Genomic DNA, 26,196 nt, shown 5'->3' with positions numbered 1-26,196 from the left:
CGGTCTCCCCCGAACTGCGGCACCGTGACGGTGCCGCGACGCAAGAAGGTGCTGGAAGATGACGTTTCGCAACAGGCGGGCGGTGAGCGGTAGGCGGACCTTCGCCCTCGGCGGGGTGGCCCTCGCGGTGGCGGCGCTGCTCGCCGGTTGTACCCGGACCGTGGCCGGGACCGGCGGCGCCGAACGCTGGAGCGCCACCAAGGTCGCCGGGCTGGAGATCACCACCGGCGAGAGCGGGCCTCGCGCCGGGGCGCCCGACACGCACCTGGTCGCCGACGGTAGCGACGGCGGCGAGTTGGACCGGCTCGCCCGCAACGCCGTCGACGATGTACAGAAGTACTGGGCGGCGGAGCTGCCCGCCGTCTTCGACCGCCGGTTCGACCCCGTCACCCGGCTCATCTCGTACGACTCGACGGGGCCGGGCGGCACCGTCTGCGACACGAGCACTGCCGGCGCGGTGAACGCGTTCTACTGCTCACGCGAGGACTCGGTCGCCTGGGATCGGGGGCAACTGCTTCCCACGCTCGACGACTCGTTCGGGCCGATGGCTGTGGTGGCAGTCCTCGCACACGAGTTGGGGCACGCCGTGCAGTTCCGGCTCGGCTCAGTCGACGCGCGGACCAGCTCCATCGTCAAGGAGCAGCAGGCCGACTGCTACGCGGGAAACTTCTTCCGGTGGGTGGCCGAGGGAAACGCTCCGCACTTCCAGCTGTCCACCGGTCCCGGCCTCAACCAGATCCTCGCCACCCTGTTCTTCATCCGCGACGGCGCCGGCACGGGATTCGACGCCGAAGGGGCGCACGGCAACGCGTTCGACCGGGTCTCGGCATTCCAGTTCGGCTTCGGCGACGGTCCCGGCCGGTGCGCCCGGATCGACGAGGCCGAGGTGCGGCGGCGGATCACCCAGCCGGCCAGCGGGCAGGCGTCACCGACCGGTTCGGTGGCCGGCAACCTGCCGGTGGACCAGGGCTCGCTGCTCGCCCTTCAGGAGACGCTGCGCGCCGCCTTCGGCCGCCCGGGAGGCAGGTGGCCGGCGATCAGTCAGTCCGTTTCCTCATGTCCCGAGGTGACCGTTACCACGCCCGCCTCCTACTGCCCGGCCACCGACACCGTCGGGCTCGACGTGGCCGAGCTGGCTCGCATCGGAACCGACCCCGAGCAGGGTGCGGGTGGGATGGGAGACTTCGCCGCCTTCGCCGAGGTCGCCTCCCGGCATGCGCTCGCGCGGCAGCAGGTGGAGGGCTTTCCACTCACCGGGCTGGCCACGGCGCAACGCACGGCGTGCCTGACCGGTGTCTGGGCGGCGACGATCGTGGTGGGCCGGGGAGCGGTCCTCCAGCTCTCCCCCGGGGACCTGGACGAGGCGGTGGCCGAGATGCTCGCCCCGCGGAGCTTGATCGCCGCGGACGTCAACGGCGGCGGCATTCCGTCCGGGTTCGCCCGGGTCGAGGCGTTCCGTGACGGCTTCTCCGCCGGGGGGATCGCGCCGTGTTTGGAGAAGTACCGGTAGGGCCCTGCTCCGCGGGCACGCCGGGTGAACCGTACGGGCCCGCCCTCGACCGACGACTCGGCCGGAGGGCGGGCCTTTCCGACTAGAGCTGCACGCTGGCGTACTGCCTACCGTCGGTGGTCTCCACCCGAACGCTGTCGACCTGGTCCGGGTCGATCAGGGCGCTGCCGTCGAGCGTGGTGCCGTCGGCCGCCCCCTTCTCGGACACCAGCCAACTGCCGGCCAGCACGCTGCTGCCGTCCTTGCCGAGGACGAGCAGATGGCAGCGCGCCCCCTGGGGGACCCCGGAGACCGCGGCGTTGACCCGCACCCATCCCGCTGCCGGGGTCACGGCGACGGTGATCCGGGCACCGGTGGTCGGGTCGGACGCGCTGGCGTACCGGGTGTTCGGGTCGGCAGCGGTAACCGAGGTGGACGGCCCCGGCTGTGCCTCGATGTTCGGGGTGTCGACGGTGGTGCGGCCGAGCACGACGCCGCCGGAGACGGCCGCGGCGATGACGACCGCCGCGGCGGTGCTCATCAGCAGGCCACGGCGCTGGCGCCCCCCGGCCGATTCCCTCCGGACCTGCCGCAGGGTGCGCTGCAACATCAGGTCCCCGCCCTCGGGCGGGCCGTCGAGCAGCATCGCGTCCGGCACCGCTTGCAGCGCCATCGTCCATCCCTGGAGCGACTCGACCTCGGTCCGGCACTCCGCGCAGCCCGCCAGGTGTTCCTCTACCTGCCGGACCTGCTCCTCGTCGAGCGCGCCCATCAGATAGCCGCCGATGTCCACGTGGTCACTGGCCGGCATCGAGCTGTCGGATTTCATGAGGCAGACCGTTCCACCCCGGTTGGGCGGCCGGCGACATCGCGCAGCGCCCGGAGTGCGTAGTAGGAGCGTGACTTGACCGTGCCCGGCGGAATACCCAGCGCCTTCGCGGCCTCCGCGACTGTACTCCCGAGTAGGTATACCTGTTCAAGTACCTCGCGGTGCTCGCGCGAGAGGTGGTTGAGGGCGTCCATCACGACCATCGACGTGACCACCTGGTCGGCATGGTCACGCTCGATCGCGACGTCCGTCGGGCTCTCCGCGACCTCGGTCGGCCGCGCCTTACGGGCCCGCACCGTGTCAGTGACGATGTTGCGTACCACGGTCAGCAGCCACCCCCGTACGGAACCCTTGCCGTTGACGAGGCTGTCCGGGTGCCGCCACGCTCGTACCAGCGCCTCCTGGACCACGTCCTCCGCGGCTGCGCGGTCCCGGGTCAACTGAGTCGCGTACGCGAGCATCGCGCGCCCGTGCTCCTCGTATAGGGATCGGACCAAGGCCTCGTCTGCTACTGCCTGCCGACGAACGGGCCTCAACCCCGCCATACGTACCACCCTCTGTTGGCCCCACGACGCCGGTTTTCACCGGTGCCCACAGGTCACCAGGATGCCTGCCGCGTCCTCGTTTACTGGAGATCGCGGACGAATGTGTATTTCTGCTCACGTTGTTGCGCCGTCAACTACCTTGGCCGCCCGGCGCGGCGGCCTTGGCGCCGTCCGGGGCCACCACGAACCAGAGCCCGTCGGTGCCCTGCCCGGAGATCTGGCCCGGCACCTTGTCCTCCGCGAAGCGGTAGACCGGCCAGCCGCCCACCGTCACCTGCTGGCTGCCGTCGCTACGGGCCATCGCGCCGAGTTCGGCGGGGTCGAGGTTCTCGAATTTGATCTTCTCGTTGGCCAGCACCGGCAGCCACTCCAGAAGGCAGCCTTCTGTGCAGTTCGATCGGGATGGCGACGAGCTGTCCCGGTCGAACCGGTAGAGGGTGAAACCCTGCCCGTCGAGCACGACCGGACCGAGTTCCGGGTTCTCTCCGAGCTGCACCGACGCCGGCCAGTAACCGCCGTCGGGGCTACGCTGCCCCAGGCCGTTCTGCGGACTGCCGGCCGCCGGCTGCTGCGCCGCGCCGGTTTCCGCCTGCTGTACGCCGCCTCCCGCGTCCGGCTGGGGCTGCGCGACCGGGTTGGTCACCGTGGTGGTGCACCCGGTCGCGACCAGCGTCACGGCCAATACCAGGGAGCCGAGCAGCGTACGGGGTATCAGTGCCTTCATCACCACACCAATCGATCGACGGATTCGGACGGGAGCGGGCCGGTCAGCCGCGAAGGCCCGGGACGAGCCGGCCGCGCGGTGTGGGACGGTCGAGCTGGAGCCCGAGCACACCGACGTCGAGCGACCCGTCCGGACCGACTTCGAACCGCCAGGCGGCATTCGGTGCGTCGCCGACGACCAGTACCGCCGCCGTGCCGGCGGAGACGGCCGCCAGCACTCCGACGCGCTCCAGCTCGGCCGGCGGGATCGGGGCGGTCACCACCACCAGGTGGTCACGCAGCACCCCGGTCTGCTGAGCTGCGTCCAGGCCGTCATCGGACGGCGGCAGGACCGTCTGTAGATCGAGGGTGACCCGGACCCGCTCCGGAACCGGCAACGGGGGAGGTGGCGGACCGACCACGTTGATCGCCACGGACGCTGCGGCGGGATGACGGCTGATCTCGTCGATGAATGCCCCGGCGATGCGCATGCCGGCGTCCCGGTCCCCGGTGAGCGCGACGATGCCCGGCGCGCGTCCCAGGTTGACGACGGCCAGTTCGCCTCCGACCGTCCCGACGGTGGCGAGCAGCGGCAGCTCCGTACTGTCGTCGGGGTTCCGGTCGAGCTGCCAGCTCGGCGCCTCCCAGATCGCACCCTGCTGCCGCGCCTGCCACGGAGAGGGAGCCTCCGGCAGCGCCGGCGCCAGTCGCAGTGACACCCGGTCCGGACCGATCAGTGCCGCGTACACCTGGGCCTGCGTGGCCTCCGCGGCGAGCTGCCGCAACGCGCGGTCCAGGACCGCCCGCGAGCCCGGCGCCGCTGCCGGTTGCGTGGGCCCGGCGGTGCGGCGACGCCGAATCAGCAGGAATGGCACCAGTACGGCGGCGGCCAGCACCAGCAACGTGCCCACGCCGAGCAACGCCGCGGTGATCGGCCGGAGACCGAGGATCCGGGTCTCGCTCTCCTCGGCAGGTGGCGCCGGTTGCGCCGCACCCGGTGCGGTCGGCTGCGGCCGATCGGCCCTCGGCGGGTCCGGCTGCTGGCCGGCGGGTTGCTGCCCGCTCGGCGGGGCAGCCGTCGGCGGGGCGCCGATCCGGATTTCACCGGAGGTCGCGCCCTCGGGCAGGACGAAGACCCAGCCGGCGCGGATCGTCTGCGCCGGTTCCGTCAGCGCGAGACCGTCCGGCTGCGTCCGCCCCTTGTTGAGCTCGAAGAGTTCCGGCCAGCGCTTGCTGTCCCCGAGCACCCGGTCGGCCACCCCCGGCAGAGTCAGGTCACTCTCCGTGCCGGGTTGTCCCGGTACCACCCAGTACGGCACGGCCGGTTCCACGGCACTCGCCGTACCCGCGGTAAGCGGCAGCACCAGGAACACCAGCGCGGCCGCGACGGCGAGCAACCCACCTCGCGCCGCCCTGGGCGACCGGCGTGACGCGCCGCGGAGCAGCCTACGCATGAAGTACCTCACTCACAGCGTTGTCGTGACATGGACGGGCGGGCCGGCGACCGGGGCCTCGGCACGACCCGAACACGTAACCGGGCCCGATCAGGTTCAGTGCCGACCTTGGATCGGCGGCCCGTTCCCCGGGCCGGCTCGATTCGACGGCATCTTGGACGGCAAGACGTCTGGCCGCTGTCGATGTCGTTCAGCCCGGTCCGTCTCCTGGTCGTCGCGCCGTGGGTGCGGCGGCAGGCGGTCAGGTCAGGTCGGACGCGAGAAGCCGCAGCTCCAGCGTGCTGCCCGGGTTGAGCACCAGGTAGCGGTCACCCATGGATGCGGCGAGGTCCCGGAGCGGCAGCCGCTCCCAGTACTGCCAGTCCGCCGGGTCGGGCAGGTACCGGTCCGAGGTGAACGCGTGCACCACCGGCCGGTCCAGACCTGCGTCCAGCTCGGCGATGCCGACCCCGGGCACATGGGGTACGAGCACCGACACCTCGCGCAACGCGTTGCGAACCTCCTCGTCCCCGCCCATGCCGGTGGCCGCCAACTGCAGGGCGCTCTCCGCCTCGTTCGCCGGGACGGGGAACCCGAGCGCGACCGGTGTGGGCCGGTAGTTCGGGTTCCGCTGGAACTCGTCGAGGATCTCGCCTCGCTCGTCCACCCGGAACGCACCGATCACCGCCCAGCCGGGCACCTCCGGGGCACCCTCGAACGCCGGGTCGACGGCGTAGATCCAGCTGTCCGGTGCCCGCCGGGCCCGGTCACGCATCTCCGAGGTCACCGTCGGGATTTGCGCTGTCGTCATCGCAGTCTCCAGCTCCTCTCGTGCTCACTCATCGCAGGATCCCGAAGCTGGTGCGTGGCGTCCCGGCGGTGATCCGTCGAAAGACCGGCGTTCACCGCCGCCTGCCGTAGTTGGGGTTGTGCTCGACCGTCTGGACGGTGCCGAGCTTCGGGTCGTTCGGGAATTCGAGGGACACCGTAGGAATCGTCTGGCCGGGCCGGTACGGATCCGGCATCGTCCCGCTCTTCGTGTTGTAGTAACCCTCGACGTGGATGGCCTTGATGATTCGGTCCGGCGGAATGTCCCCAACCACGGACCACTCATCCTGGTACCGCACGCGGTCGAGCAACGGTGGCAGATTCTGGGACGGCGCGTGGACAGCCGGAAGATCATTGTCGACCACATAGAGGTAGCCGTCGTGATGATCGTATGTCGTGCCGTCCGCCGCGGTGCCCTTCTTGAAGCCCGGACGGTCCGGAAGTGGCGTCGGGCGCACGAAGGAGAGCGCGGCGTCCTGGCTGCCGGTGGTCGAGACGAAGCCGCTGCCCTTGCCGTTGTGCATGTGCTTGAACAGGTCGAAGTGCGGCTGCACGTAGCTGCCCTCCGGCGTGCCCGCAACCTCCTGCGTGTACCGCGATTTCAGCCCGTCCTGGAAAACGACGTCCGGTGGCGCGCTGGAACCGTGCAGCAGGGCGGTCGGTCGCGGCGGGTTCGGTTGAATCGGCCGCACGAGGTGAATCGGATTGCTCAGGTCGTAGAGTTCGGCGTCCGGGTCCGACAGATCGTCCGGCCGTTGGTCGGGACGCGGGCGGTTTCCGCCCGAAGAACCGGCGGTGTCGGGCAGGTTCCGAGCGTCGGTGCCCCCACCCGGAGAACCCGGGGTCTTGCTCGACGAGCCGGCGGTGCAGGCCAGACCGAGCGGATCGGCCGCCGCGTACGGGTTGGGTACGTAGCCCGCCGGGTCCGGCGCCGGCGCGAGGCCCAGCGGGTCCTGGCTGACGTACCGGCCGCTGATCGGGTCGTAGTAGCGGTAGACGTTGTAGTGCAGACCGGTCTCCGGATCGAGGTACTGCCCCGGGAACCGCAGCGGGATCACGCCCGACACGTCGCCACCGGGGACCGCGCCCCACAGGCTGGCGTCGTTGCGCCACGCCAGCTCGCCGTCGGCGTCGACGAGGTCGGTGGGCGTGCCGACCAGGTCGGTGACGATCGCGTAGAAACGCTCGCCGACCTCGTCCCGCTCGTCCCGGACCGTCTGAGCCACCGGGCGCTGCTCGTCCGGGTGGTACTCCCAGGTGGTCACCCGGGTGCGGCCGTGCTCGTCGGTGTGTGCCTGCTCGACCAGCAGCGATCCGTCCCAGACGAAGTCGACCTGCTCGACCGGGGCCGTGTCGTCGCCGGCGAACCGTTGCTTGGCGATCCGCCGGCCCAGCGGGTCGTAGCGGTAACGCCAGCGGTCGCCGTCCGGCGTCCGCACCCCGACCAGCCGGTCGTGGGCGTCCCACTCGAAGTGCCACGTGCGGTCCCCGCCGGCCGGGTCGGTGAGCGTCCGGCTGGCCATCCGGCCCTGGGCGTCGTACCGGTAGCGGACCCCGCCCGCCTCGGTGACCAGGCTGCCGTCGTAGCGCAGCTCCCCGGCGTACGGCAGGCCGGACACCCGGGCCGACGTCAGGTTCCCGGTCGCGTCGTACCGGTAGTCCTCGACCCGGCCCGCGCCTCGGACGGCGAGCACCCGGCCCGCCTCGTCAAGGGTGAAGTCGACCCGGCCCGTCACGTCCTCGTCGATGCCGGCGAGCAGGCCGTCGGCCCGGTAGTCGAACCGGCGCTGCCGCAGGCCGGGTAGCACCTGTGCGGCGAGCTGCCGGTCGGTGCCGAACGTCTGCTCGAGCACCACCCGGCCGTCGAGGCTGCGCCGCAGCTCCCGGCCCTGCCCGTCGTGCCGGAAGCCGAGCGTGTGCCCCGCGGTGACCAACGAATCGAGGTTGCCGAACGGGTCGTACGCCCAGACGCTCTCCGACCCGTTGGGGGTACGGCGGTGCCGAGCGCCGGTGCGGTCGTCGTAGCGGAAGGAGAGGGTACGGCCGTTCGTGGTGTGCGCCACCACGCGCCCGGCCTCGTCGCGTTCGATCACCAGCTCGGCGTCGGCGTTATCGGCCGCCACCAGCCGACCGACCGCGTCGTATCGGTACCGGGTTGTGCCGGACACGGTTCGGCGCTCGACCACGTTGCCCAGCAGGTCGTGGTCGTACTCGGTGGCCTCGCCCAGCCCGTTCGTCGACCGGATCAGCTGACCGGCCGCGTCGTAGTCGTACCGCCGCATCCGGCCGTTGAAGTCGACCTCCTCGACCAGCCGGCCCGCCGGGTCGTAGGTGTAGCGCCACCCCAGGCCGCGGGGATCGGTGACCCGGGTCAGCCGCAGCTCGGCGTCGTACTCGTAGCCGGTCCGGGCGCCGGCGGCGTCCACGGTGGCCAGCACCAGGTCGAACGGGCCGTACTCGGTGCGGGTCACATGGCCCGCGGCGTCGGTCCGCTCGACCGGGTTGCCCTCGTCGTCGTAGCGCACCCGTTCGAGCCGGCCGCGTGCGTCGACCCGGTGGACCCGCCTTCCCGCGAGCGCGGCGTCCCGGACCGGGTCGTCCGCGCGCAGCCGGTCGTAGTCGAACGGCTCGGCAACACCGACCTGGCCGCCGGCCGCGTCCGGCGCGGTGGGATAGCTGCGCGTCACCGTCAGGTCCTGGTCCCGCACCGAGATCGTCGTGGCTGTGGCGTCACGTTCGCCGCTGACCTGCGCCTCGGTGCCGTCCGCGCGGATGACTGTACGCAGCCGGCCGTCGGCGTCGTACTCGTAACGGGTGGTCCGGCCCAGCGGGTCGATCCGCGCCAGCAACTGGTTGTACCGGCCCCACTCGTACCGGGTCGTGTTGCCCAGCGGGTCGGTCTCGCTCGCCACGTGCCGCAGGTCGTCCAGCCGGTAGACGGTCTTGTTGCCGAGCGAGTCGGTGTACGTCGTGGTCCGCTGTTCGAAGTCGTAGGCCAGGGTGCCGTTGAGGAACCCGTCCGCGCCCTCGGTACGCACACAGCGCCCGGCGGCGTCGTACGTGTACCGGTACTCGACCCCATTGCGGTCGCGCCAACCCGTCACCCGGCCGGCGTGGTCGTACCCGAACCGCATCGGCTGACCGGAGCCGTTGTCGACCTCCATGAGCCGGCCCTGCTCGTCGTAGCGGTACCCGGTGATCAGCGTGGTGGGCCGCCCACCCGGATCCGTCCGGTGCAGGGCGGTGATCCGGTTGCCCGAGGTGGTGACGGCGATCCACTGCCCGTCCGCGTGCCGCAGCGCGACCGGCGCGCGCTGCGCGTCCCGTGCGACCTCCAGCCGGTTGCCGTTCCGGTCGGCGAGGAGCGCGAGCCGGCCGACGGCCCCGGAGATCAGGAAGAAGGTGCTCCGGCCGGCCAGCGGGTCGGTCACGACGGCTGTGCCGTCCCCGTGCACGGTCAGCGGCCAGCGCGGCCCTTCCTCGGGGAGGACCGCTTCACCGGCCGGTGCCGGCGGGTAGACCAGGATCGTGCCGTCCGGGGCGAAGTAGCACACCCCGAGCGCGTCGAACTCGAGGCGCTGGTCGAGGGTCGAGGCCCAGCTCGGTCCGAACCAGCCGCCTGCCCGGTACGACGAGAGGTGGGTCCGCTCCAGCACCAGTGGGAACGGATCGGGCATCTCCAGGTCGATCTGGGAGAGCACCATCTCCCCGGTGGCGACGTCGATCGGGTCCGTGACGCACTTGCGTACGTCGATCGACAGCGAAGTGTCCCCCGGAACGGGTGGGCGGTTGGCGCCTGCGCCCTTGCCGGGCAGTCCACCCCCGATCGTCTTGCCCCCGCCACCGTCCAGGCCTCGCGTGGCTCCCTTGATGCCGTCTCCGGCCAGGCCGAGGGCCTTGCCGCCCTTGCCGGCGAACTTCAGGACCAGCGCGCCGGCCCGGCCGCCCGGGATGAGGCCGAGGGCCATACCGCCGGCGGCCAGACCGATCTCGGCCGGGTCACCGCCGAGCACGGCCGACGCGAGGTCGATCGCGCCGGAGAGCAGGCCGATCGCCTCGCCGAGCGGCGGGAAGATGAACGACGCGATCACCGAGATCACGTCCAGGACGGTGGTGATCCACTGGATCACCGTGCTGCGCAGGAAGTCGATGAACGCCCGGAACGCCTCGGCGATCTTCTCCCAGAGCGACCGCTGCGGGGCATCCTTCGCCAACTGCCGGAGCGTCTCGGCGGCCGAACGGGCGGCCTGGTCGCGCAGGGCGGTCGCCTGGCCGATCAGCGCCTTCGCCTGGTCCAGCGCCTGCCGAGCCTCGTCGGCGCGGTTCCGGGCGGCCGTGGCGTCGTCGGCTGCCTTGTCCTTCGCCGCCTGGGCGGCCTCCGGGTCGCCACCCAGTGTGGTGATCACCGCCTGCGCAGCGGACACGGCCGCCTGCGCGGCGCCCTGGTCGCCGGACGCCTCCCGGGCCTGCTCCAGCGCCTGCACCGACATCTTCTGCGCCTCTTCGAGTGACGGAAGGTAACGCAGGTACGCGTCGGCCGCCGCCGCATACGAGTTCGCCATTCCGTCCAGCCGCCCGGGCAGCTTGCCGATCAGGTCGCGGAAGGCCTCCATCGCCTTGCCCTGGCCGACGTCGATCTGGCTGCCGGAGGCGAGCAGGTCGTGTGCCTCCTGGGTGGATCTGGCCAACTCCTGGTAGGCCCGGGTGATCTCCTCGAAGGACTCCGGATCACCGGGCACCGGGTCGGAGTCGAGCTGCAACACCGACCACTCGGCGTCACCCGGACGCGTCATGACCAACCTCCCCCATCTCACGCTCGGCATCCCGCCGCCCGTTCCTATTGGTGAGCCGGACGGGCGGGTGTCGGCCGATCCGAACACGTACTCAGGACCGAATGGGTTCACGCGGGCTCGGATCGGTGGCGGGCTCCGAGCCCGCTCCCGCGGCTGGACCCGCCGAGGTCAATCGGTTCCGGTGACGGCCTCGCGCAACGCGCCGGCGAACAGCCGCATCGAGGCGGGACCGCCCGGATTGAGCAGCACGTCGACGCCGTCGGGTAGCAGTTCCACCAATTCGGCGCTACTGACCTGCCGCCAACCTGCTGCTTCCACCCGGAGCCGGTCCGCCGTACCCGTGGCGACCAACACGCACGGCGCTCCGTCAGGGGCGGGTGCCACGATGACGTCGTCCTCGTCGTCGACCGCGACCTCGGTCAGACTGTCGCGCATCGCGAGCAGCACCAGGTTCGGTTCGGCGCGCCCTGCCACGACCAGCTTCGCCGCCGCGTCGACCGGTCCGGTCGGAGCGTCCGGCCCGCTGGGCAGGTAGAGCGGGTTGGGCTCGAACGGGCCTACCGTTCCGTCGTCGTTGACGAGCCAGCCACCGACGATCGACTCCACCGGCGGTACCGCCCTGGACTGGTCGTCGGTCTCCGTTGGCGGTGACCAGTCACTGTCCAGCAGCAGCATCCACTTACGGTCGGAGCCGCTGTCGTCCTGTTCGCTCACTTGTCCACTCCTTGCCGGGATCCAATTCGACGAACTTGCCCGCGTACTCGACCTCGGCCTGCCGATGTGTGGCCGGGAGCTGTGGGCGGGGGCTCCGGTGCCGCTCGTTCGCCGCCCAGCGTCGGTCTGCCGGTCTGCCGGTCGCCGGCCGTGCTTTGCACCGCCTACCTGCTGAAGTCGGGCAGCGGGTCGCCGAAGTCCAAGGGGGGAAGCTGCGGCGGAGTGCTGGCCGGAGGAGGAGACGGGTGGCCGGCTCCGGGCGAGATCAGCGGGCGGAACTCGCCCTTGTTGGAGACGGCGATGGTGGCGAAGTCCCCGCCGGGAACGGCGACGTCGCCGCGGAAATCCTTCGGCCGGGTGGTCCACACCGTGTCGGTCGCCGCGTAGATCTGGCGGTCGTTGCCGAGGTCCTGCATCACCTTGCTGAACTCCGGCGCGGCCTTGCCGTCCGTCGCCCCGAACTTGCAGGCGATCATGGTGATCGAACTGTCCGGGTTGGCGCCGGCCGCATCCTTGAACACCGTGTTGTGATGCATGATCTTGGCGAAATCACCACCCGACACGTTGACGATCTTGCCGTTCGTCAACTGCAGCCCGACGTCCTTGGCGCTGCTGTGCGCCATGACGAACATCGGGTCGCTCGCCTCGCCGGCCCAGGGGGCGCGACGGAGCTGGTCGAACTCGAAGTCCGGCCGCGGCTGGCCGAGCTTCCCACCCATCGCCTCCGTCGGCCGCTCGCCAGGCACGCTCTTGAAGACCGCCCGCCCGTCCGGGGCCAGATCCGGTCCCCTATACCGGCCGGTGGAGATGTTGGTGTCAACGCTCGCCCACTCGGCGCGACTCTTGGTGTCTTTGGCGCTCAACGGGAAACTGACGCCGATCTGCTTGCCGTCACCGTTGAACACCGGCTCGGCCCGGACGTCGTCGATGTTGAAGCGTGTCTTCATGCCCCAACGGTTCTTGCCGATGATGGTGTTCTCGTTCGCCGGGGGACGGGACTTGAACCGCGCCGCCAGATCGCCCAGGTTCTTCCCGCCGGCCGTGAACACGCCCTTGATCGTCTTGCCGGGGCCGTAGCTCGTCGCGCCCGTGTCCAGGCTCTTGGTGGTGGGTGGGTTGGTGAGTTGTTTGGTGCCGGTCTTGATGCCGTCCTTGATCGTGCCCTTGAGGGCGAACTTCATGATCTTGCCGACGAGGCGGCCGCCGGGCACGAGTCCGAGTGCCAGTCCGCCTGCGGCGAGTCCGATCTCGGCCGGGTTTCCGCTGAGGATGGCCGCGCCGAGTTCGATCGCTCCGGACAGGAACCCGATCGCTTCGCCGAGGGGCGGGAAGATGAAGAACGCGATGGTGGACAGCACGTCGAGGATGGTGGTGATCCATTCGATGACGGTGCTGCGGAGGAACTCGATGAACGCGCGGAACGCTTCGGCGATCTTCTCCCAGAGGGATCGCTGGGGGGCGTCCTTGGCCAGTTGCCGCAACGTTTCGGCGGCGGTGCGGGCAGCCTGATCACGCAGCGCGGTCGCTTGGCCAAGCAGGGACTTGGCTTGGTCGAGGGCTTGGCGGGCATCGTCGTTGCGGCGTTGGGCGGTGGCGAGGTCGTCGTCGGCCTTGTCCTTGGCTTCCTTGGCGGCGTCAGTGTCGCCGGTGAGGGCGGTGAGCGCGGCCTGCGCCGAGGAGAATGCGGCTTGTGCTGCGCCCTGGTCGCCGGAGGCCTGCCGGGCCTGCTCCAAGGCGCGCAGCGACATGGTCTGTGCCTCTTCGAGGGAGGGCAGGTAGCGCAGGTAGGCGTCGGCGGCGGTGGCGTAGGAATGGGCCATCCGGTCGAGTCGGGGCGGCAGTTTGCCGATCAGGTCCTTGAAGGCTTCCATGGCCTTGCCCTGGCCGACGTCGATCTGCCCACCCGAGGCGAGCAGGTCGTGCGCCTCCTGGGTGGTCCGGGCCAACTCCTGGTAGGCCCGGGTGATCTCCTCAAAGGACTCCGGATCACCCGGCACCGGATCCGAGTCGAGCTCCAACACCGACCACTCGGCAGCTCCTGGACGCGCCATTACCAACCTCCCCATCGCATCCGATGGACATCCCGCATCCGACCGGGTGTCGGGAGCCGGCTCGAACACGTACCGGAGACGAGATCGGTTCAGGCGGTCTGAACCGCTACGGCCAGCCGTCCGTGTACCGCGCAGAGCCGTTCAGGGGCTCCCGGAGGAAGAGCGGAGATGAGCGAGCGGATGGTCAGGCTCGGTGTGCTGCTGCCTCGTCACGGCAGGAAACGGAGCGGAGGTGCCGCCATGAGCGGGCGAAGCGGACGAGGCACGGGAGCCTCGGAATGAGCGTGATCGACGTACCCGGTGTGGAGCTGGAGCGGGTGCACGACCTGTTGCAGCGAACCAAGGATCTGATGGACAGCGCACCGATCAAGTCCATGGGACACGTGGTCGACACGCTCGGGCAGCGAGAGCTGGAGAAGGCCGCCCACGAGTTCGAGAAGAAGTGGGGCGACGGCCGGCACGTCGTCGCGAAGGACCTCGAAGGCGTACGCGACGCCGCGAAGGCGGTGGCTGACGCGTTCCGCGAAACGGACGAGCAGACGGTCAACGCATTGAAGGACTCGGACGAGGCGACGAGTTGACCAGCGAGGGAGCCAGCACAATGACCGCCGTGACAGCCATCTCCCCGACCCCGACCGGCTTCCTGCTGCGCACGCCGGAGGACTGGGTCGACTTCTCGGTCGCCGACGAGGCGAGTGAGAACCGGATGGCGAACGAGGTGTGGACGCGGGCCCACGACGGCGGGTTCACCGACGAGCAGGCGGGCCAGTACGCCGAGCAGCTGCGTCGCTCGGTGCGGCAGGCCCGCACCGCGGGAGCGGTGCACGCCGCCGGCACCTTCCAGGTCTACGAGGACGGTCCGCTCACCGCGACGGTGCTGGTCTCGGTGGTCACCCCACCGGCGACCGGCGACATCCTCGGCGCGCTGACCGCGGTCGGGCAGCCGGCCCGAGCCGACGGAACCTGGCGTCGGGTGAGCACGGCACAGATTCCCGCGATCGGCACGGTCGGCCGAGTGCACGGCATCCAGAACGTGACCCAGGACGGGGTGAGCTTCCGCTGTGCCGTGATGCACACCGTCGTACCGCTGCCGGGCTCGGCGAACGTCCTGCTGGTCACCGGTTCGAGCCCGAACCTCGCGGAGGCGGAGGAGCTCTTCGAACTCTTCGCCACGATCACCGCGACGTTGAACTTCACCTGGGAGGAGGACGGCCCCGCGCTCACGCCGCCGGCGGCCTCCTCCGGTGAAGCCGGCAGCTAGGGGGTAGCTGCCGGCTTCGCGTCGGGGGGACACCGGGGGCGGTGTCCCCCCGACCTTTATCCACCTACGCGGACGCCGGCAGGTCCGCCCGTCGAAGGCGTGACCTGCCGGCGTCCGCGTGACCGTTACGCCGGCTCGCCGACCGGGGGTTCCGCGTCCACCGGCAGTGACCGCAGCGCTGCCGGTTCGGTCCGGGGCACCTGCACCAGGTGCACTTTGCCGTCGCCGAAGTGGGCGAGCACGCGGCCCGGGCGTCCGCCGCCGAGCTGGCCGCGGGAGAGCTTGACGCCGATCAGTTCCCCGTCACCGAGGCCCTGCGGGCTGAGCAGTCCACCTTGCCGGTTGCGCCGGGCGTCGACGTGCCAGCCGCCGAAGCCGCCGGAGAGTCCGTCGATGGAACCCGCCATGATCAGCCCCAGGCCCTTCTCGGCTCCGGTCCGCGCGATCTCGCCGAGGTCGCTGCCGGCGTCGCACTTGAGCAGCTGCTCAGCGTCGTCGAGGACGACCACGGCCGGTCCGGTCCGCCCGTCCAGCGCCGCCGCGAGTCCCGCGGAGGTGAAGTTCTCGCTGGTCACGAGATCGAGCACCCCGGGCAGGCCGACCAGTTCCCGCAGTGGCGACCGGCGGGGTGCCGCGATCACCACGGGCGTCCCCTTCGCCAGCAGGCCGGCGACCATCGTGAGCAGCGTCGTGCTCCGGCCTGAACGCGGCGGCCCGGCCAGGACGAAGGTGGGGATGTTCTCCAGGTCCGGACCGATCGCCGTGAGCTCGTCGCCGCCCACACCGACCATCGTCCAGAGCGGGCTGGCCGGCCGCGTCAGCGTCCAGGCCTCCGCCAGGGTCAGCTCGTCCGGCAGTACGTCGATCCGGAACGGGCGGGCGGTGTCGGCGAGATCGGCGTCCCGCAGCCGGGCCGCCTCGGCGATTTCGGCGAGCGCCCGCGCCTGCCCCTGACCGGAGCTGTCCTCAGCGAGCAGAGCGATCTGCGCCTCCGCGCTGTCGGCCGCCCGGATCGCCCGGCCCGCCTCGATCTCGTCGGGCAGCTGCCGATAGTTGATGCCGACCATGCTGTAGTCGCTGCGCTCGGTCAGCCGGAGCACCAACTTGTCGTCGGTGGTCGACGAGATCCGGGTGGAGAACATGCTCCGGTCACCGGCCAGCACCACGTGGATCCCGGCCCCGGCGCCCTCCCGCAGCAGCGTGAGGAGAGCCGCCATGATGTTGCCGTTGTCGTAGTCGGCGAAGGTCTTGTCGAAGACCTCGAACCGGTCGAGCAGCAGCAGGATGTGGGGCGGGCGATCTGCCTCGGCCACCCCGGCGCGGTACTCCACCAGGCTCGCAGAGCCGGTGGAGGCGAGCAACTGCTGCCGCCGTCCCAGCTCGGCGACCAGCCGGACGAACAACCGGCCGAGCCGTTCGGCTTCCGTACGCTGCACCACCGCACCGCAGTGCGGCAGGTCGTTGAGGGCGAGCAGGGCACCGTTGCCGCAATCTACGCCGTAGAGGTGGACGTCGGCCGCCGAGTGCGTACGGGCCACCGTTCCGGCGATCGTCCGCAACGTCTGCGACCGGCCGCTGCGCGACGAACCGATCACGTGCAGGTGCCCCAGCGTCCCCAGGTCCAGTTCCAGCGGCACCTGATCCTGCTGTGCCGGCAGGTCCACCAGGCCGTACGCCACCGAAGGCAGGTGGTAGCCGCTGCCGCGGGCAGCGGGAAGCGCGTCCACGGTCAAGGTGTCCGGCAACGCCGCAAGCCACGGACTGTGCTGCGGCGGGATGGCCAGCTGCACGCTCGCGCCCCGGATCGCCTCCACCAGCACGGCGAGGTCGGTCAGCTCCGCGGACGGCTCGGTGTTGCCGCCGCCGGGACGGGTCGGCGCTGACTTGCCGAGGTCGGGCCAGGAGAGCGGCGCCAGCCACGGCGCCTGCCGGGTACTCGTGCGAGCCCCCGGACGGAACCCGCCTACCCGTCCGGCCTGGAACGGCACCAGCGACGACTGCGCGAGACGTACGAAGGCCCGGCCGGGCGTCGACTTGGAGATCGAGGCCGCGTCCGGGGCGTTGAGCACGTCCTGGCTCTCGCTGCTGTCGGTGACCCGCAGCGCGATCCGCAGGTTGGTGTTCGCCCGGATCTCGGGCGACACGACGCCGCCCGGACGCTGCGTGGCCAGCACCAGGTGGATGCCGAGCGACCGGCCCCGCTGGGCGATGTTGACCAGACCGGCCACGAAGTCCGGCAGGTCGCGGATCATCGAGGCGAACTCGTCGATCACGATCAGCAGTCGCGGCATCGGGATCCGGGTCGGCTCGCGGCGCAGCAGGTCGACGTAGTCGTCGATGTCCTTCGCCCCCGCCTCGGCGAGGATGTGTTCCCGTCGCTTCAGTTCCGCGGTGAGCGAGGTCAGCGCCCGGCTCACCAGATGGGTGTCGAGGTCGGTGACCATGCCGACGGTGTGCGGCAGCAGGACGCAGTCCTTGAACGCGCTACCGCCCTTGTAGTCCACCAGCACGAAGGTCATGGCGTCGGGCCGGTTGGCGACGGCAAGCGAGGCGACCAGCGTCTGCAACAACTCGGACTTGCCGGAGCCGGTGGTGCCGGCCACCAGGGCGTGTGGCCCGTCCCGCTTGAGGTCCAGGGCGAACGGACCGTCCAGCGAGATGCCGAGGACGGCCTCGGTGGTGCGCCCCCCGGTGGTCCACCGGGCCGCCACCGCGTCCGCCTCCGGCGGCTCCATGCCCAGTACGTCGAGCAGCCGGCTCGCGTCCGGCAGGGCCCCGCCGTCGTCCGATCCGCCGGTGTCGCGCAGCGGGGCGAGCGCACGGGCGACCGTACGCAGCCAGTCCCGGGAGATCAGGTCCGGGTGGACACCCGGGACCGGGGCGGCGAGCGTCCGGGTCACCAGCAGCGTCCCGTCGGGCTGCTCCGCGACGACCGCCTGGCACTCCTCCGGCAGGAGCTTCTCCTCCGCGTCGATGCAGATCGCGTGTACGCCGACCGCCGGTCCCTCCCGCAGGATCTGTGTCACGCCAGGCAGGGAACGCAGCCGGCGCGCCCCGTCCAGCACCACGAGGACGTCGCGGAACCCGCCGTCGGCGCGTTCGCCGGCACGGGCCGAGATGAGGGCGACCAGCTCGGCCACCCGCCGCGCCACGGTCTGCGTGTCGGCGCCGACGGTGGCGAGAGTGTCCTGGCCGTCGCGCGGTGCCGCGTGCGGCAGCCAACCGGCCCACGACCAGCCCTCCTCGTCGCCGGCCCCGGAGAGCAGATAGATCTGCAGGTCCTCGGGGCTGTGCAGGGTGGCCGCCTGCGCCACCATCCAGCGGGCCGTGGTGCGGGCGACCGGGCCGCCGGCGACGCCGACCACGCCGTGCTGGCGCACCGGCACGGTCGCCGGCACGTCGAGCGCACTCCACCGGATCTCCCGGCGGTGCTCGTCCTGGCTCGGATCCCGGAGCACCACCTCGGACGGGAGGTCGGCGCTGCCGACCCGCAGCTCCAGGAAGTCGGGGTCGGTGCGGCGCCGTTCCCAGAGTCGCCGCTGCGGTCCCACCGCGATCAGCCGTACCGCCGCCGGGTCGGGGAAGTTGTCCCGCCGGGCCAGCCGCTCGGCTGTCAGAGCCTCCTGTGCCTCGGTGGTGATCCGCGTCTTCTTCGCCTCGTACTCGGCGACCCGGGTGCGGTAGGTGACCTTTCCCTGCCGGCGGGCACCGACCTGGCTGGCGATCAGAGCGATCGGCGACAGCACGGCGAAGAGCAGGGTCAGCGGATTTCGCGTGACCAGGTAGGCGGCCCCGGACACCACCAGCGGAGCCAGCACGGTGATCAACGCGATCGGTCGCCGGTCGGGTGGTGACGGCGGCCCCGGCAGGGAGAACTGGGTGACCCGGGCCGCGGGCAGCAGCCGCGGCGGCCGGTTGTAGTCCAGACCGGTGCGGTCCTCGGAGATCTGAAGCGCGGCCTCCGCGCGGACCGGCCGGCGCAGCTCCAGCATGGAGGAACCCACGGCGAGCTGCCCGCCGGGGGCCCACACCTGCTCGCCGTCGACTTCCACGCGGTCGAGCAGCAGTCCGGTCTGCGCCGGTCGCAGCCGGCACTCACCGTCCGGGGTGACCCGGATCCACGCCATCACGGCGGCGAGGGATGAGTCGCTGAGGCGGACCCGGCTGGTGCTCGCGGCGCCGATCGAGTGCTCGCCGATGTCGAGCTGGTGCACGCTGCCGGCGTCGGTTCCGCTGACCACCCGTACCTCCAGCAGGCCGGGCGGTTGCGTGGGCGCCTCGGGTGCGGGGCGGTCCAGGCCGAGCACGGTGCCCTGACGCAGGGGCGCCTCGGCGAGAGTGAGCCGCGGGTCCAACGGCGCTCCGGCGACGAAGACGGTCGGGGGCGTGTCACCGGCCACCGGGCGACGTGCGGCCAGCGCCTCGGCGAGCTCACCGACGGTGTTCTCGGGGCTGGCGTCGACCTGGTAATCGGTGACGGCGGTGGACGGGTCCGCAACGGTGAGCAACAGACGCACGTGGTTCTCCTGGTCGGATGGTCCGTCAGAACAAAGCGTCGGGGCCGCGTGGTGATCTGCTCACCACGCGGCCCCGACGCCGTCCGGTCGTCAGCGGCTGAGGCTGTTCGCCGTCTGCGTGTCGGTGTCCGAGAACGCGTCGCTGACCTGCGTGAGGTACTGGCTGATGCCCTCCATGCCGTGCAGGGTCTGGTCCACGCTGCCCTTGTACTCCTCGAAGTACGGGCCGAACTGCTGCTGCGCACCCGGGGTGTTGTAGCCGCCCTGGATCAGAGTGTCGATCTTGCTCTTGGCCTGGGTCATCCCGTCGAGCAGCGTCTGCATGTTCTGCTTCAGCCAGCTCGCCGACTCCTGGATGTCCTCGCTGACGATGTGGTAGGTAGCCACGGTCCCGCTCCCTCGTGTCTTCGGGTCTCTTCGGCTCCATGAGGCGGTCTCTCGTGGACCGCCTTCCGCCGTTGCCGCCACCCACACGCACGGCGCACCGAAACGGTTCAGCGAAAAGCTCGGCTTCGTGACGCGAGCCTCTCTCCGCGACCCCGGTGAACCACTTCGCCGATCGCGTCGTGTGGGTGCCGGACCGCGCGTACGGGCACGGTTCTCCCCGACACGAGGTAGAGCACAGATGTTGTTGCGCAGCCGGATCGCGCGCACCGCGATCGCACTGACCAGCCTGGCGGCCCTGGCCGCGTGTGGTGACAAGGAGGCCGGCACCGCGGCGTCGCCTACCACTCCCGCGATCGACCAGCCGAGCCCGACCGTCTCGGCCGTCGCGACTCCGGAGCGGAACCCCGAGGTGATCGAGGCTCCGACGCCGCTGCCGACACCCACTGTGGCGAAGACCCAGCGTCGGGTGCAGATCTACAGCGGGCCGGCCAACGGCCCGCTCTCGCCCGCGCCGGACAAGGGACGGGGCAGCAACATCGTGCAGTTGAACGGGACCGCGTCGGCCGACATCGGCACGTACGCCGCCGACGGGAAGGGCATGACCCTCTACCGGTTCGACAAGGACACGGCCAAGCCGTCGAAGTCCAACTGCAACGGCGACTGCGCGAAGACCTGGCCTCCGCTTCTGATCAAGTCGCCCGGCCAGATCTACCCGAGCGGGATCAACCCGAAGCTGGTCGGCTACGTCGAGCGCGCCGACGGAACCTGCCAGGTGACCATCGCCGGCTGGCCGGTCTACCTCTTCAGCGGGGACACCAAGCCGGGCGAGATCAAGGGGCAGGGCGTCGGTGGCACCTGGTTCGCGGTCACCCCGACCGGGGGCAGGACCAAGCCGTTGCCAGAGGTGATCGGCATGCCCGCCACGGCCGCCACCCGCTGAGACCGGAGGAGACGACGATGACCAACCCGTACGGGGGCTTCGGAACCAACGGCAACGGAGCATCCCCACCCGCGCCCCGCTGGGCGCCCGCACCACCGTCGCAGTGGGGGCCGGACTCGACGGGCGCGGGCGTACCCGCCGAACGCCCGCGGCGCGTCTCCCCGAAGCTCGTGGTGGGGGTCGCCGGCCCGGTCGTGGTCCTGGTCGTGCTGGTGACCGTGCTCGGCCTGGTCTGGCCCGGCTTCCTCAACCGGAAGGTCTTCGACACGGCCGCGCTGCAGCAGGGGGTGCTGACCGTGCTGCGCGACGACTACCAGCTCGACGCGAACAACGTGGCGTGCCCAACGGGCCAGTCCGTCACTGTGGACAGCCGCTTCTCCTGCTCGGCCGAGATCGCCGGCGTCCCGAAGACGATCACCGTGACGGTGAAGTCGTCCGACGGGCGGTTCGAGGTCGGTCGCCCGCAATGAGGGCACACCGGCAGGTACGCCGGATCGAGCTGCCCCGGATGCCGGGATGTTGGCGGCCGGGCCGCAGGGAGGTGGGCCCGGAGCGGCCCACCGCCCTGGCGGTACTCAGCTCTCCCGGCAGGTCTGCCCGCTGTTGAGACAGCTGACGACTTTCGTCATCAGTGGATCGGGCATCAGGTTGACGAAGAACGCATGGTCGGTCAGTGGGCTGTTGCGCTGCCCGTCGAAGGCGTCGATCTGGAACCGGACTCCCGGCGGCAGATCGTACGAGAGGGTCAGCCGTAGCCGCGGCACCGGGAAGGTGTTGCGGGGGCAGTTGCCCTCCCGGGTGGGGAACGTCAGGTGTATGCGGTGGTTCTGACTGTCCGTCCGCCGGCCGTCCCAGCAGCTCGGGAAGTCGTAGATTCGTAGTACCCGGTCGCCGGGTGGGCAGGCGGGATAAGCCGTGGTACGCCGTCCCGGCATGCTGGAACAGGTCCACGTCGCCGCCGCGTGCGCGCCGCCGTTGGTGACGGCCACGGCGTCCCCGACCGTTCCGGCGAGCTGCTGCGGCATCGCCACCACGTTTCCTCGCGGGTTCCCGGAGTAGGTGAGCGTCACCTCGACCGGCACCTGGATCTCACCGTCGTGGCCCTCGTGGCCCGTCGCATCGCCGGTCCCACCGGGGGTGACGCTCGGGTCGGTCCCGGCCGGCTCGACGGTGCGCAGCACCGGCCAGAAATAGGTCGACCGATCACCGTTGTGGCAGGTGGTCGGCGCGGCCGCGAGGCTGCGCAGGGTCGAGTCGACCGCGGTGGAGACGTTGCCTACGTAGTCGTGCACGTGATGCGCCTGACCCGGGAAGCCCGGTGCCGTCACGATGTTGGCCGTGTTGCGGTGGCCGTTCTCGTTGCGGCCGCAGTCCCATGTGTAGGTGCCGGTGGCCGCCCCGGGCGCGGTCGCGGGAGCGCTCGGGCGGGACGGCACGGCCCTGATGTCGACGAAGTCGGGGCCGAGGAGGTTGGCCACGGGCGTCCGTTCGGTGGCACCGTCGGCTTCGACCTGCTGCGCCACGCCGAAGCCGAGCGCGACGAGCACCAGCTCCAACGCCACCATCACGGCAGCGGTCCGCCGCCGCGCCATCGTGGTCTCGCCCATGGCCCGAAGGCTATGCGGCACGCTGATACACCCGCTCCGGTCGCCACACCCTGTCGAGACTAGGACCGCCGGTACCCGCCGTTCTGCCGACCGTCGTGGATGTGATCTGGCCCTACGCTTCGGCGTTGTGCTGTACGCCCGACCGGTCGGACGTGGACCGCGGCAGCAGCTCGCCGGCGGTCGCCGCCGGGTACGCCGGTTCAAAGATCGGGTGGTTCGGATGATTCCGCCACCGTCGCCCGGATCCGACGAAGCGTGGCGTCCGGGGCCATCACCGCCGCCCGCCACTTCTCGAGCGTCCGCCGCAGCGACCGGACAGCCGCCTCCAACTGGTGCACTCTGCTGCGCATCGTGGCCAGTTCCTCGCGGGACGCGAGCGCCTCGCGTTCGAGCTCGCACACCCGCGCCCGTAGTGGCTGCACCAGAGTGAGTGCGGCGTCGGTGAGGGTGTCCGCGGCGTCGGCCTTGAACTTGCCCCGCTGGATGACCACCGCGGCTATGGCGGCGAGTCCTCCGGCGCTGCCCAGCACGCCGAGCGCGGAGAGCACGGTCTGTAGCCAATGCGGGGCGGCCGGTGATGGCGCGCTACTCATGCCGCCTCTCCATTCGCAAGTTCGGTGCGGATCTCCGGGTCGGTGTCGGTCGTGCGGCTGGCCGCTGCCAGGAGGCGGAGGTCGAGAACGATCTGACCGGCGCGCCAGAAGGATCCGACGGAAACGGCGACGATGAACGAGATCGCGGCGGTCCCTGACCGGCCCGAGACCGCTGCGAGGGCCGCCGCGTACATGGCGGTGATCGTGCCCAGCAACACCACCGCTGCCAGTTCGATGCCGAGGCCCGTCGCGAGCCGACCGGGCCAGATGATCCCGGAGAGCCCGATCACCCCTCCGACGATCAGACCGGCCTCCCAGAGGACCTGGATCGGAGTGTCCATCGCCAGCGTGACCGAGGGTGGTCGAACGTCCAGCACGATCAGGAGCAGGCCGCAGGGCGGGGCGGCCAGCAGGACGGCGACCTCGAACGGCTGCCGCCGGGAGCGGATGCGGTTGTGCGGCACGAGTACTCCTCGGGCGACTCTGCCGCGTCCATCCGGCGGGTGCACTGGGCCGGTACGACGAATGGGCTGGTGGTGCCCTCGCGGCTACGCGACCCGGGCGGAGGCCCGACTGAACGGGCGGCATCAAGTGGGGGTACGACGCGGCGCCGTTGACGGGCCGATAGTCAAGTCGTATCACCGTCCGAAGCCCTCGTCCACTCCGCACCGAGTCGCATTTCCGCAGCTCAGGCGCAGGATGGGTGGGACGTTTCGGTCGAGTCGAGATGCCGACCGCCCCCCGGACGCCGTGCTGGTGTCCAGGGGCGGTCGGGCGGAGCATCGGTCTCAGATGATGATTTTGTAGATGTTCCGTCCGGAGCCGGCCTTGACCCGTGATGCGAAGGAACTGTTCCCGAGCCCGGCGTACGACCAGAGCGCTCCGTCGGCGTCGCGGGCCACGAGGTCGTTACGGCGGTCCTCGTCGAGGTCACCGACGGCGGTGAATTCACGGCGGCGCCGCCGGCTCATCGAGCAGGGTCGACGGCCGGCAGCGCCGTTGCGTGGCATGCCCTGCGTGGCCTCGCCGGTGCCCGCCCGGCCGGGACGGCCCGCGTGGCACCGGCCGCGGGTCAGCCGTTGGTGGCCAAGGCCCGTCCAGCCCGCTCGGCCCGGCGGCGCATCCGGGTGTACGCGCTGGTCAGACCCATCGCCCGGCGTACCTCGCTCACCGTCTGGCGCACCTCGCGGCGGGTCCGTTCGGTGCCCTCGAAGATCAGCTGGTCGACCAGGCCGCGGTCGTCCTCGATCCGAGCCCGACGCTCCCGGATCGGGTCGAGGAAGTGGTTCAACGCGTCGGCCAGCCTCTCCTTGACCTCGACGTCACCCACCCGCCCGGCGCGGTAGCGCTCCTTCAGCTCCGTCACCTGCGCCAGGTCCGGGTTGAACACGTCGTGGTAAGCGAAGACCGGGTTTCCCTCGACCGTCCCGGGGACGTCGGCGCGTACCCGATTCGGGTCGGTGTACATGCCCATCACCTTGCGCCGTACTGCGGCCGCGTCGTCGGAGAGCAGGATCGTGTTGCCCCGGCTCTTGCTCATCTTGGCTGCCCCGTCCGTCCCGACGAGGGAGGGCGTGTCCGCCTGGATCAGCTCCGGGACCGGGAACACGGTCCCGTAGAGCCCGTTGAACCGCCGAGCGATCTCCCGGGTCACCTCCACGTGGGCGGCGTTGTCCTTGCCGACCGGTACGACCTGCCCCTTCACACAGAGGATGTCGGCGGCCTGGAGCACCGGATAGCCGAGCAACCCGTACGGCATCTCCTCCTTGCCCGAGTCGCGGGCCATGTCCTTGAGTGACGGCACCCGCTGCAGCCGGGGCACGGTGACCAGGTTCTGCAGCAGCGTGTTCAGGTCGCCGACCTCGGGGATCGCGGACTGGAGGTAGAACGTCGCCCGGGCCGGGTCGACGCCTGCGGCGAGGACGTCGGTGACCATCTCGCGGGCGTTGTCAGCCACCTGCTGGATGTCCTCGCGAGTGTTCTTCGTGGTGAGCATGTGCAGGTCGGCGACGATGAAGAAGCTGTCGTACCGCTGGTGCAGCCGTACGCGGTTCGCGATGCTGCCGACGTAGTGGCCGAGGTGCAGCCGCCCGGTCGGGCGGTCCCCGGTGAGCATCCGTGGAGCGGACATGGTGGTACGCCTTTCCTGCCTGGGGAGAGCGGGTTGATACGCGGGCGCGCCGGTCACGGCGAGGTACGCCGGACCGGTCAGCGGGATCGGGTCAGTGCGCCGTCCGCCATCGCGCGCCGTCGCGGAACCGCAGTCCGCCGGCACGAAGGACATCGAGGGTCTGCTCGCGGCCGTCGCCGCGCTCGGCTGGGCAGCTGGGTACGCCGAGCGGGAGGTCGTCGGTGCGGGTGACGACCTCCGGCGTGCGGACACTCGGCCGGGGCATGAGCTCACCGTACCCCGGATTGATCCGGCACTATCCGGTGTGCCCGTGACGACCTGCGTTGGCGGAGACCGGCCCATCGAAGATCCTGTGCGCCGGGAGGCCGCTGGCATACTGGAGTGCCATGGTGCTTTCGCGTAGCTGGTCCCTCTTCCTGACAGGGGTCGGTGTCTGGACGTGGGTGATCTGGCCGAGGTTCGCCATGGCGATCTGGGACGACCCCAGGGCATGGTCCAGCGGTACGTCCGCACAGGGGTCGCCAACCGCCTTTCTCTGGGTGCACGCGCTTCTGATCGCGGGGTCGCTGGCCATCGGCACCGCTGTGGGCGTACTCGGTATCCGCGCTTGGCTCGCAGCGCGTCGGCGTACCTCCTGACGCGGGACCTGCCGTCGAGCCGCCCGCAGGGTGCGGGTCGTGGGGTGGCCGGCGCCGCCCAGGCGTTGCTCCGGTGCGCCGTTCACCCGTTGGTTACCTGGTCCTGGCCGGACCTGCGGCGGACGGCACCTTGCTGAGCAGCGGAGATAGTCCGACGAAGATCATGTGACGCGGACCGCTGCCCCCCGATTTGACGATCAACCCCGCGTTCACGTAACTTTCTCTCTGCCAGCGCGGAACGGGGCAAACGGGACGAAAGCCCCGGGGCCCGGCACCGGGATGGCACCGGGATCGGAGCGGTCGCAGACCACTTCGAGATCGGTTCGGGCGGTGCCCCGGATTCGTCGCGAGGCGGATTTGGTGAGGCGGAACCGACCGGGTAAGGTTGACGACCGGTAGGGCACCGGGCGAGCTAGCGGGAGACCGCAGCGGCCGGCCTGCCGAATCCGACGATCAAGCTCAGCGGCTTGCTGCTGCGCGTGTTCGCCGGGACCAACCCGCACGAAGCACGACAGACCGGCACAGATCGGTTTGACACGGCGGAGACGGTGAGGTAACGTAGTAAAAGTGCCCGGCGCGGGAGCGGCGGGACACCGGACGAAATGCCCCGGATGATGGGCCCTTTTTTGGGGGTTGGTCGGATGGTGTGTGGTTGTTCTTTGAGAACTCAACAGGGTGCTTGATAAGCCAGTGCCAAATTGATTTATTACCCCGGACTGGCTGGTCTTTATGGCTGGC

21 protein-coding genes are annotated in these 26,196 nt (G+C 70.7%); 5 read left to right on the top strand and 16 right to left on the bottom strand.

Annotated features, from left to right (window positions below; all coding sequences use genetic code 11):
• The first annotated feature begins 58 nt into the window (after window positions 1-58).
• Window positions 59-1,510, top strand: a complete 1,452-nt coding sequence (locus ABZS42_RS05340; RefSeq protein ID WP_355142711.1) for a neutral zinc metallopeptidase — start codon at window positions 59-61, stop codon at window positions 1,508-1,510.
• A gap of 82 nt (window positions 1,511-1,592) precedes the next feature.
• On the opposite strand, the gene ABZS42_RS05335 is transcribed toward ABZS42_RS05340, so the two are convergent.
• The 8 genes from ABZS42_RS05335 to ABZS42_RS05300 all read right to left on the bottom strand — a co-directional run bounded on the left by ABZS42_RS05335 (window position 1,593) and on the right by ABZS42_RS05300 (window position 13,384).
• A complete protein-coding gene (locus tag ABZS42_RS05335; protein WP_355142710.1) occupies window positions 1,593-2,318 on the bottom strand; it encodes a zf-HC2 domain-containing protein in 726 nt (241 codons plus the stop codon).
• Window positions 2,315-2,863: a sigma-70 family RNA polymerase sigma factor gene (locus ABZS42_RS05330; RefSeq protein WP_355142709.1), complete on the bottom strand. Its 549-nt coding sequence runs from the start codon at window positions 2,861-2,863 to the stop codon at window positions 2,315-2,317. The genes ABZS42_RS05335 and ABZS42_RS05330 overlap by 4 nt, the downstream gene beginning before the upstream one ends.
• A 130-nt stretch (window positions 2,864-2,993) precedes the next feature.
• Window positions 2,994-3,587 carry a hypothetical protein gene (locus tag ABZS42_RS05325; RefSeq protein ID WP_355142708.1) on the bottom strand — a complete coding sequence of 198 codons (594 nt, stop codon included), beginning with the start codon at window positions 3,585-3,587 and terminating at the stop codon, window positions 2,994-2,996.
• Between the two features lie 43 nt (window positions 3,588-3,630).
• On the bottom strand, window positions 3,631-5,019 hold the full coding sequence (locus ABZS42_RS05320) for a hypothetical protein (RefSeq protein ID WP_355142707.1): 1,389 nt from the start codon (window positions 5,017-5,019) through the stop codon (window positions 3,631-3,633).
• A gap of 241 nt (window positions 5,020-5,260) precedes the next feature.
• The gene (locus ABZS42_RS05315) at window positions 5,261-5,809 is read right to left on the bottom strand and encodes a type VII secretion system-associated protein (RefSeq protein WP_355142706.1); all 549 of its coding nucleotides are present in this window, start codon (window positions 5,807-5,809) and stop codon (window positions 5,261-5,263) included.
• Between the two features lie 91 nt (window positions 5,810-5,900).
• Complete coding sequence (locus ABZS42_RS05310) at window positions 5,901-10,619, bottom strand: DUF6531 domain-containing protein (RefSeq protein WP_355142705.1); 4,719 nt, start codon at window positions 10,617-10,619, stop codon at window positions 5,901-5,903.
• A gap of 168 nt (window positions 10,620-10,787) precedes the next feature.
• Complete coding sequence (locus ABZS42_RS05305; RefSeq protein WP_355142704.1) at window positions 10,788-11,333, bottom strand: type VII secretion system-associated protein; 546 nt, start codon at window positions 11,331-11,333, stop codon at window positions 10,788-10,790.
• Window positions 11,334-11,497: 164 nt separating this feature from the next.
• Window positions 11,498-13,384 (bottom strand): putative T7SS-secreted protein, encoded by a 1,887-nt coding sequence (locus ABZS42_RS05300; RefSeq protein ID WP_355142703.1) that lies wholly within the window; start codon window positions 13,382-13,384, stop codon window positions 11,498-11,500.
• A gap of 278 nt (window positions 13,385-13,662) precedes the next feature.
• Between ABZS42_RS05300 and ABZS42_RS05295 the strand changes: the two genes are divergently transcribed.
• A complete protein-coding gene (locus tag ABZS42_RS05295; RefSeq protein ID WP_355142702.1) occupies window positions 13,663-13,965 on the top strand; it encodes a hypothetical protein in 303 nt (100 codons plus the stop codon).
• A 20-nt stretch (window positions 13,966-13,985) separates the two neighbouring features.
• Window positions 13,986-14,645 (top strand): hypothetical protein, encoded by a 660-nt coding sequence (locus tag ABZS42_RS05290; protein ID WP_355142701.1) that lies wholly within the window; start codon window positions 13,986-13,988, stop codon window positions 14,643-14,645.
• A gap of 125 nt (window positions 14,646-14,770) precedes the next feature.
• Here ABZS42_RS05290 and ABZS42_RS05285 read toward each other — a convergent pair whose 3' ends face one another.
• Both ABZS42_RS05285 and ABZS42_RS05280 read right to left on the bottom strand, forming a co-directional pair.
• Window positions 14,771-19,162 (bottom strand): FtsK/SpoIIIE domain-containing protein, encoded by a 4,392-nt coding sequence (locus ABZS42_RS05285; RefSeq protein ID WP_355142700.1) that lies wholly within the window; start codon window positions 19,160-19,162, stop codon window positions 14,771-14,773.
• 90 nt (window positions 19,163-19,252) lie between these two features.
• On the bottom strand, window positions 19,253-19,549 hold the full coding sequence (locus tag ABZS42_RS05280; protein ID WP_132350682.1) for a WXG100 family type VII secretion target: 297 nt from the start codon (window positions 19,547-19,549) through the stop codon (window positions 19,253-19,255).
• A gap of 238 nt (window positions 19,550-19,787) precedes the next feature.
• Between ABZS42_RS05280 and ABZS42_RS05275 the strand changes: the two genes are divergently transcribed.
• Both ABZS42_RS05275 and ABZS42_RS05270 read left to right on the top strand, forming a co-directional pair.
• Window positions 19,788-20,489, top strand: a complete 702-nt coding sequence (locus ABZS42_RS05275) for a hypothetical protein (protein WP_355142699.1) — start codon at window positions 19,788-19,790, stop codon at window positions 20,487-20,489.
• Between the two features lie 17 nt (window positions 20,490-20,506).
• Window positions 20,507-20,959 carry a DUF4333 domain-containing protein gene (locus ABZS42_RS05270; protein ID WP_355142698.1) on the top strand — a complete coding sequence of 151 codons (453 nt, stop codon included), beginning with the start codon at window positions 20,507-20,509 and terminating at the stop codon, window positions 20,957-20,959.
• Window positions 20,960-21,064: 105 nt separating this feature from the next.
• Here ABZS42_RS05270 and ABZS42_RS05265 read toward each other — a convergent pair whose 3' ends face one another.
• From ABZS42_RS05265 to ABZS42_RS05240, 6 genes are all read right to left on the bottom strand, one after another.
• A complete protein-coding gene (locus ABZS42_RS05265; RefSeq protein ID WP_355142697.1) occupies window positions 21,065-22,096 on the bottom strand; it encodes a DUF1996 domain-containing protein in 1,032 nt (343 codons plus the stop codon).
• A 200-nt stretch (window positions 22,097-22,296) separates the two neighbouring features.
• Window positions 22,297-22,689, bottom strand: coding sequence for a hypothetical protein (locus tag ABZS42_RS05260; RefSeq protein WP_355142696.1), 393 nt, complete (start codon window positions 22,687-22,689; stop codon window positions 22,297-22,299).
• Complete coding sequence (locus tag ABZS42_RS05255; RefSeq protein WP_355142695.1) at window positions 22,686-23,153, bottom strand: hypothetical protein; 468 nt, start codon at window positions 23,151-23,153, stop codon at window positions 22,686-22,688. The genes ABZS42_RS05260 and ABZS42_RS05255 overlap by 4 nt, the downstream gene beginning before the upstream one ends.
• 324 nt (window positions 23,154-23,477) lie before the next feature.
• The gene (locus ABZS42_RS05250) at window positions 23,478-23,660 is read right to left on the bottom strand and encodes a hypothetical protein (RefSeq protein WP_355142694.1); all 183 of its coding nucleotides are present in this window, start codon (window positions 23,658-23,660) and stop codon (window positions 23,478-23,480) included.
• 101 nt (window positions 23,661-23,761) lie between these two features.
• Window positions 23,762-24,820 (bottom strand): tryptophan--tRNA ligase, encoded by a 1,059-nt coding sequence (gene trpS, locus ABZS42_RS05245; RefSeq protein WP_355142693.1) that lies wholly within the window; start codon window positions 24,818-24,820, stop codon window positions 23,762-23,764.
• Between the two features lie 91 nt (window positions 24,821-24,911).
• Complete coding sequence (locus tag ABZS42_RS05240) at window positions 24,912-25,085, bottom strand: hypothetical protein (RefSeq protein ID WP_355142692.1); 174 nt, start codon at window positions 25,083-25,085, stop codon at window positions 24,912-24,914.
• Window positions 25,086-26,196 lie beyond the last annotated feature (1,111 nt).

The organism is Micromonospora sp. NPDC005367 (assembly GCF_040606825.1).
GTDB lineage: Bacteria > Actinomycetota > Actinomycetes > Mycobacteriales > Micromonosporaceae > Micromonospora.
Note: the sequence above shows the minus strand (reverse complement) of the source record. Positions and strands in the feature narration are given on the sequence as shown.

What these genes read in the sequence shown, in the direction of transcription:
- ABZS42_RS05315 (WP_355142706.1), bottom strand. Translation starts at nt 5,809, where the DNA reads ATGACGACAGCGCAAATCCCGACGGTGACCTCGGAGATGCGTGACCGG.
- ABZS42_RS05275 (WP_355142699.1), top strand. Translation starts at nt 19,788, where the DNA reads ATGTTGTTGCGCAGCCGGATCGCGCGCACCGCGATCGCACTGACCAGC.
- ABZS42_RS05295 (WP_355142702.1), top strand. Translation starts at nt 13,663, where the DNA reads ATGAGCGTGATCGACGTACCCGGTGTGGAGCTGGAGCGGGTGCACGAC.
- ABZS42_RS05240 (WP_355142692.1), bottom strand. Translation starts at nt 25,085, where the DNA reads ATGCCCCGGCCGAGTGTCCGCACGCCGGAGGTCGTCACCCGCACCGAC.
- ABZS42_RS05260 (WP_355142696.1), bottom strand. Translation starts at nt 22,689, where the DNA reads ATGAGTAGCGCGCCATCACCGGCCGCCCCGCATTGGCTACAGACCGTG.
- ABZS42_RS05335 (WP_355142710.1), bottom strand. Translation starts at nt 2,318, where the DNA reads ATGAAATCCGACAGCTCGATGCCGGCCAGTGACCACGTGGACATCGGC.
- ABZS42_RS05290 (WP_355142701.1), top strand. Translation starts at nt 13,986, where the DNA reads ATGACCGCCGTGACAGCCATCTCCCCGACCCCGACCGGCTTCCTGCTG.
- ABZS42_RS05330 (WP_355142709.1), bottom strand. Translation starts at nt 2,863, where the DNA reads ATGGCGGGGTTGAGGCCCGTTCGTCGGCAGGCAGTAGCAGACGAGGCC.
- ABZS42_RS05300 (WP_355142703.1), bottom strand. Translation starts at nt 13,384, where the DNA reads ATGGCGCGTCCAGGAGCTGCCGAGTGGTCGGTGTTGGAGCTCGACTCG.
- ABZS42_RS05270 (WP_355142698.1), top strand. Translation starts at nt 20,507, where the DNA reads ATGACCAACCCGTACGGGGGCTTCGGAACCAACGGCAACGGAGCATCC.
- ABZS42_RS05310 (WP_355142705.1), bottom strand. Translation starts at nt 10,619, where the DNA reads ATGACGCGTCCGGGTGACGCCGAGTGGTCGGTGTTGCAGCTCGACTCC.
- ABZS42_RS05320 (WP_355142707.1), bottom strand. Translation starts at nt 5,019, where the DNA reads ATGCGTAGGCTGCTCCGCGGCGCGTCACGCCGGTCGCCCAGGGCGGCG.
- ABZS42_RS05340 (WP_355142711.1), top strand. Translation starts at nt 59, where the DNA reads ATGACGTTTCGCAACAGGCGGGCGGTGAGCGGTAGGCGGACCTTCGCC.
- ABZS42_RS05250 (WP_355142694.1), bottom strand. Translation starts at nt 23,660, where the DNA reads ATGAGCCGGCGGCGCCGCCGTGAATTCACCGCCGTCGGTGACCTCGAC.
- ABZS42_RS05265 (WP_355142697.1), bottom strand. Translation starts at nt 22,096, where the DNA reads ATGGGCGAGACCACGATGGCGCGGCGGCGGACCGCTGCCGTGATGGTG.
- trpS (WP_355142693.1), bottom strand. Translation starts at nt 24,820, where the DNA reads ATGTCCGCTCCACGGATGCTCACCGGGGACCGCCCGACCGGGCGGCTG.
- ABZS42_RS05325 (WP_355142708.1), bottom strand. Translation starts at nt 3,587, where the DNA reads ATGAAGGCACTGATACCCCGTACGCTGCTCGGCTCCCTGGTATTGGCC.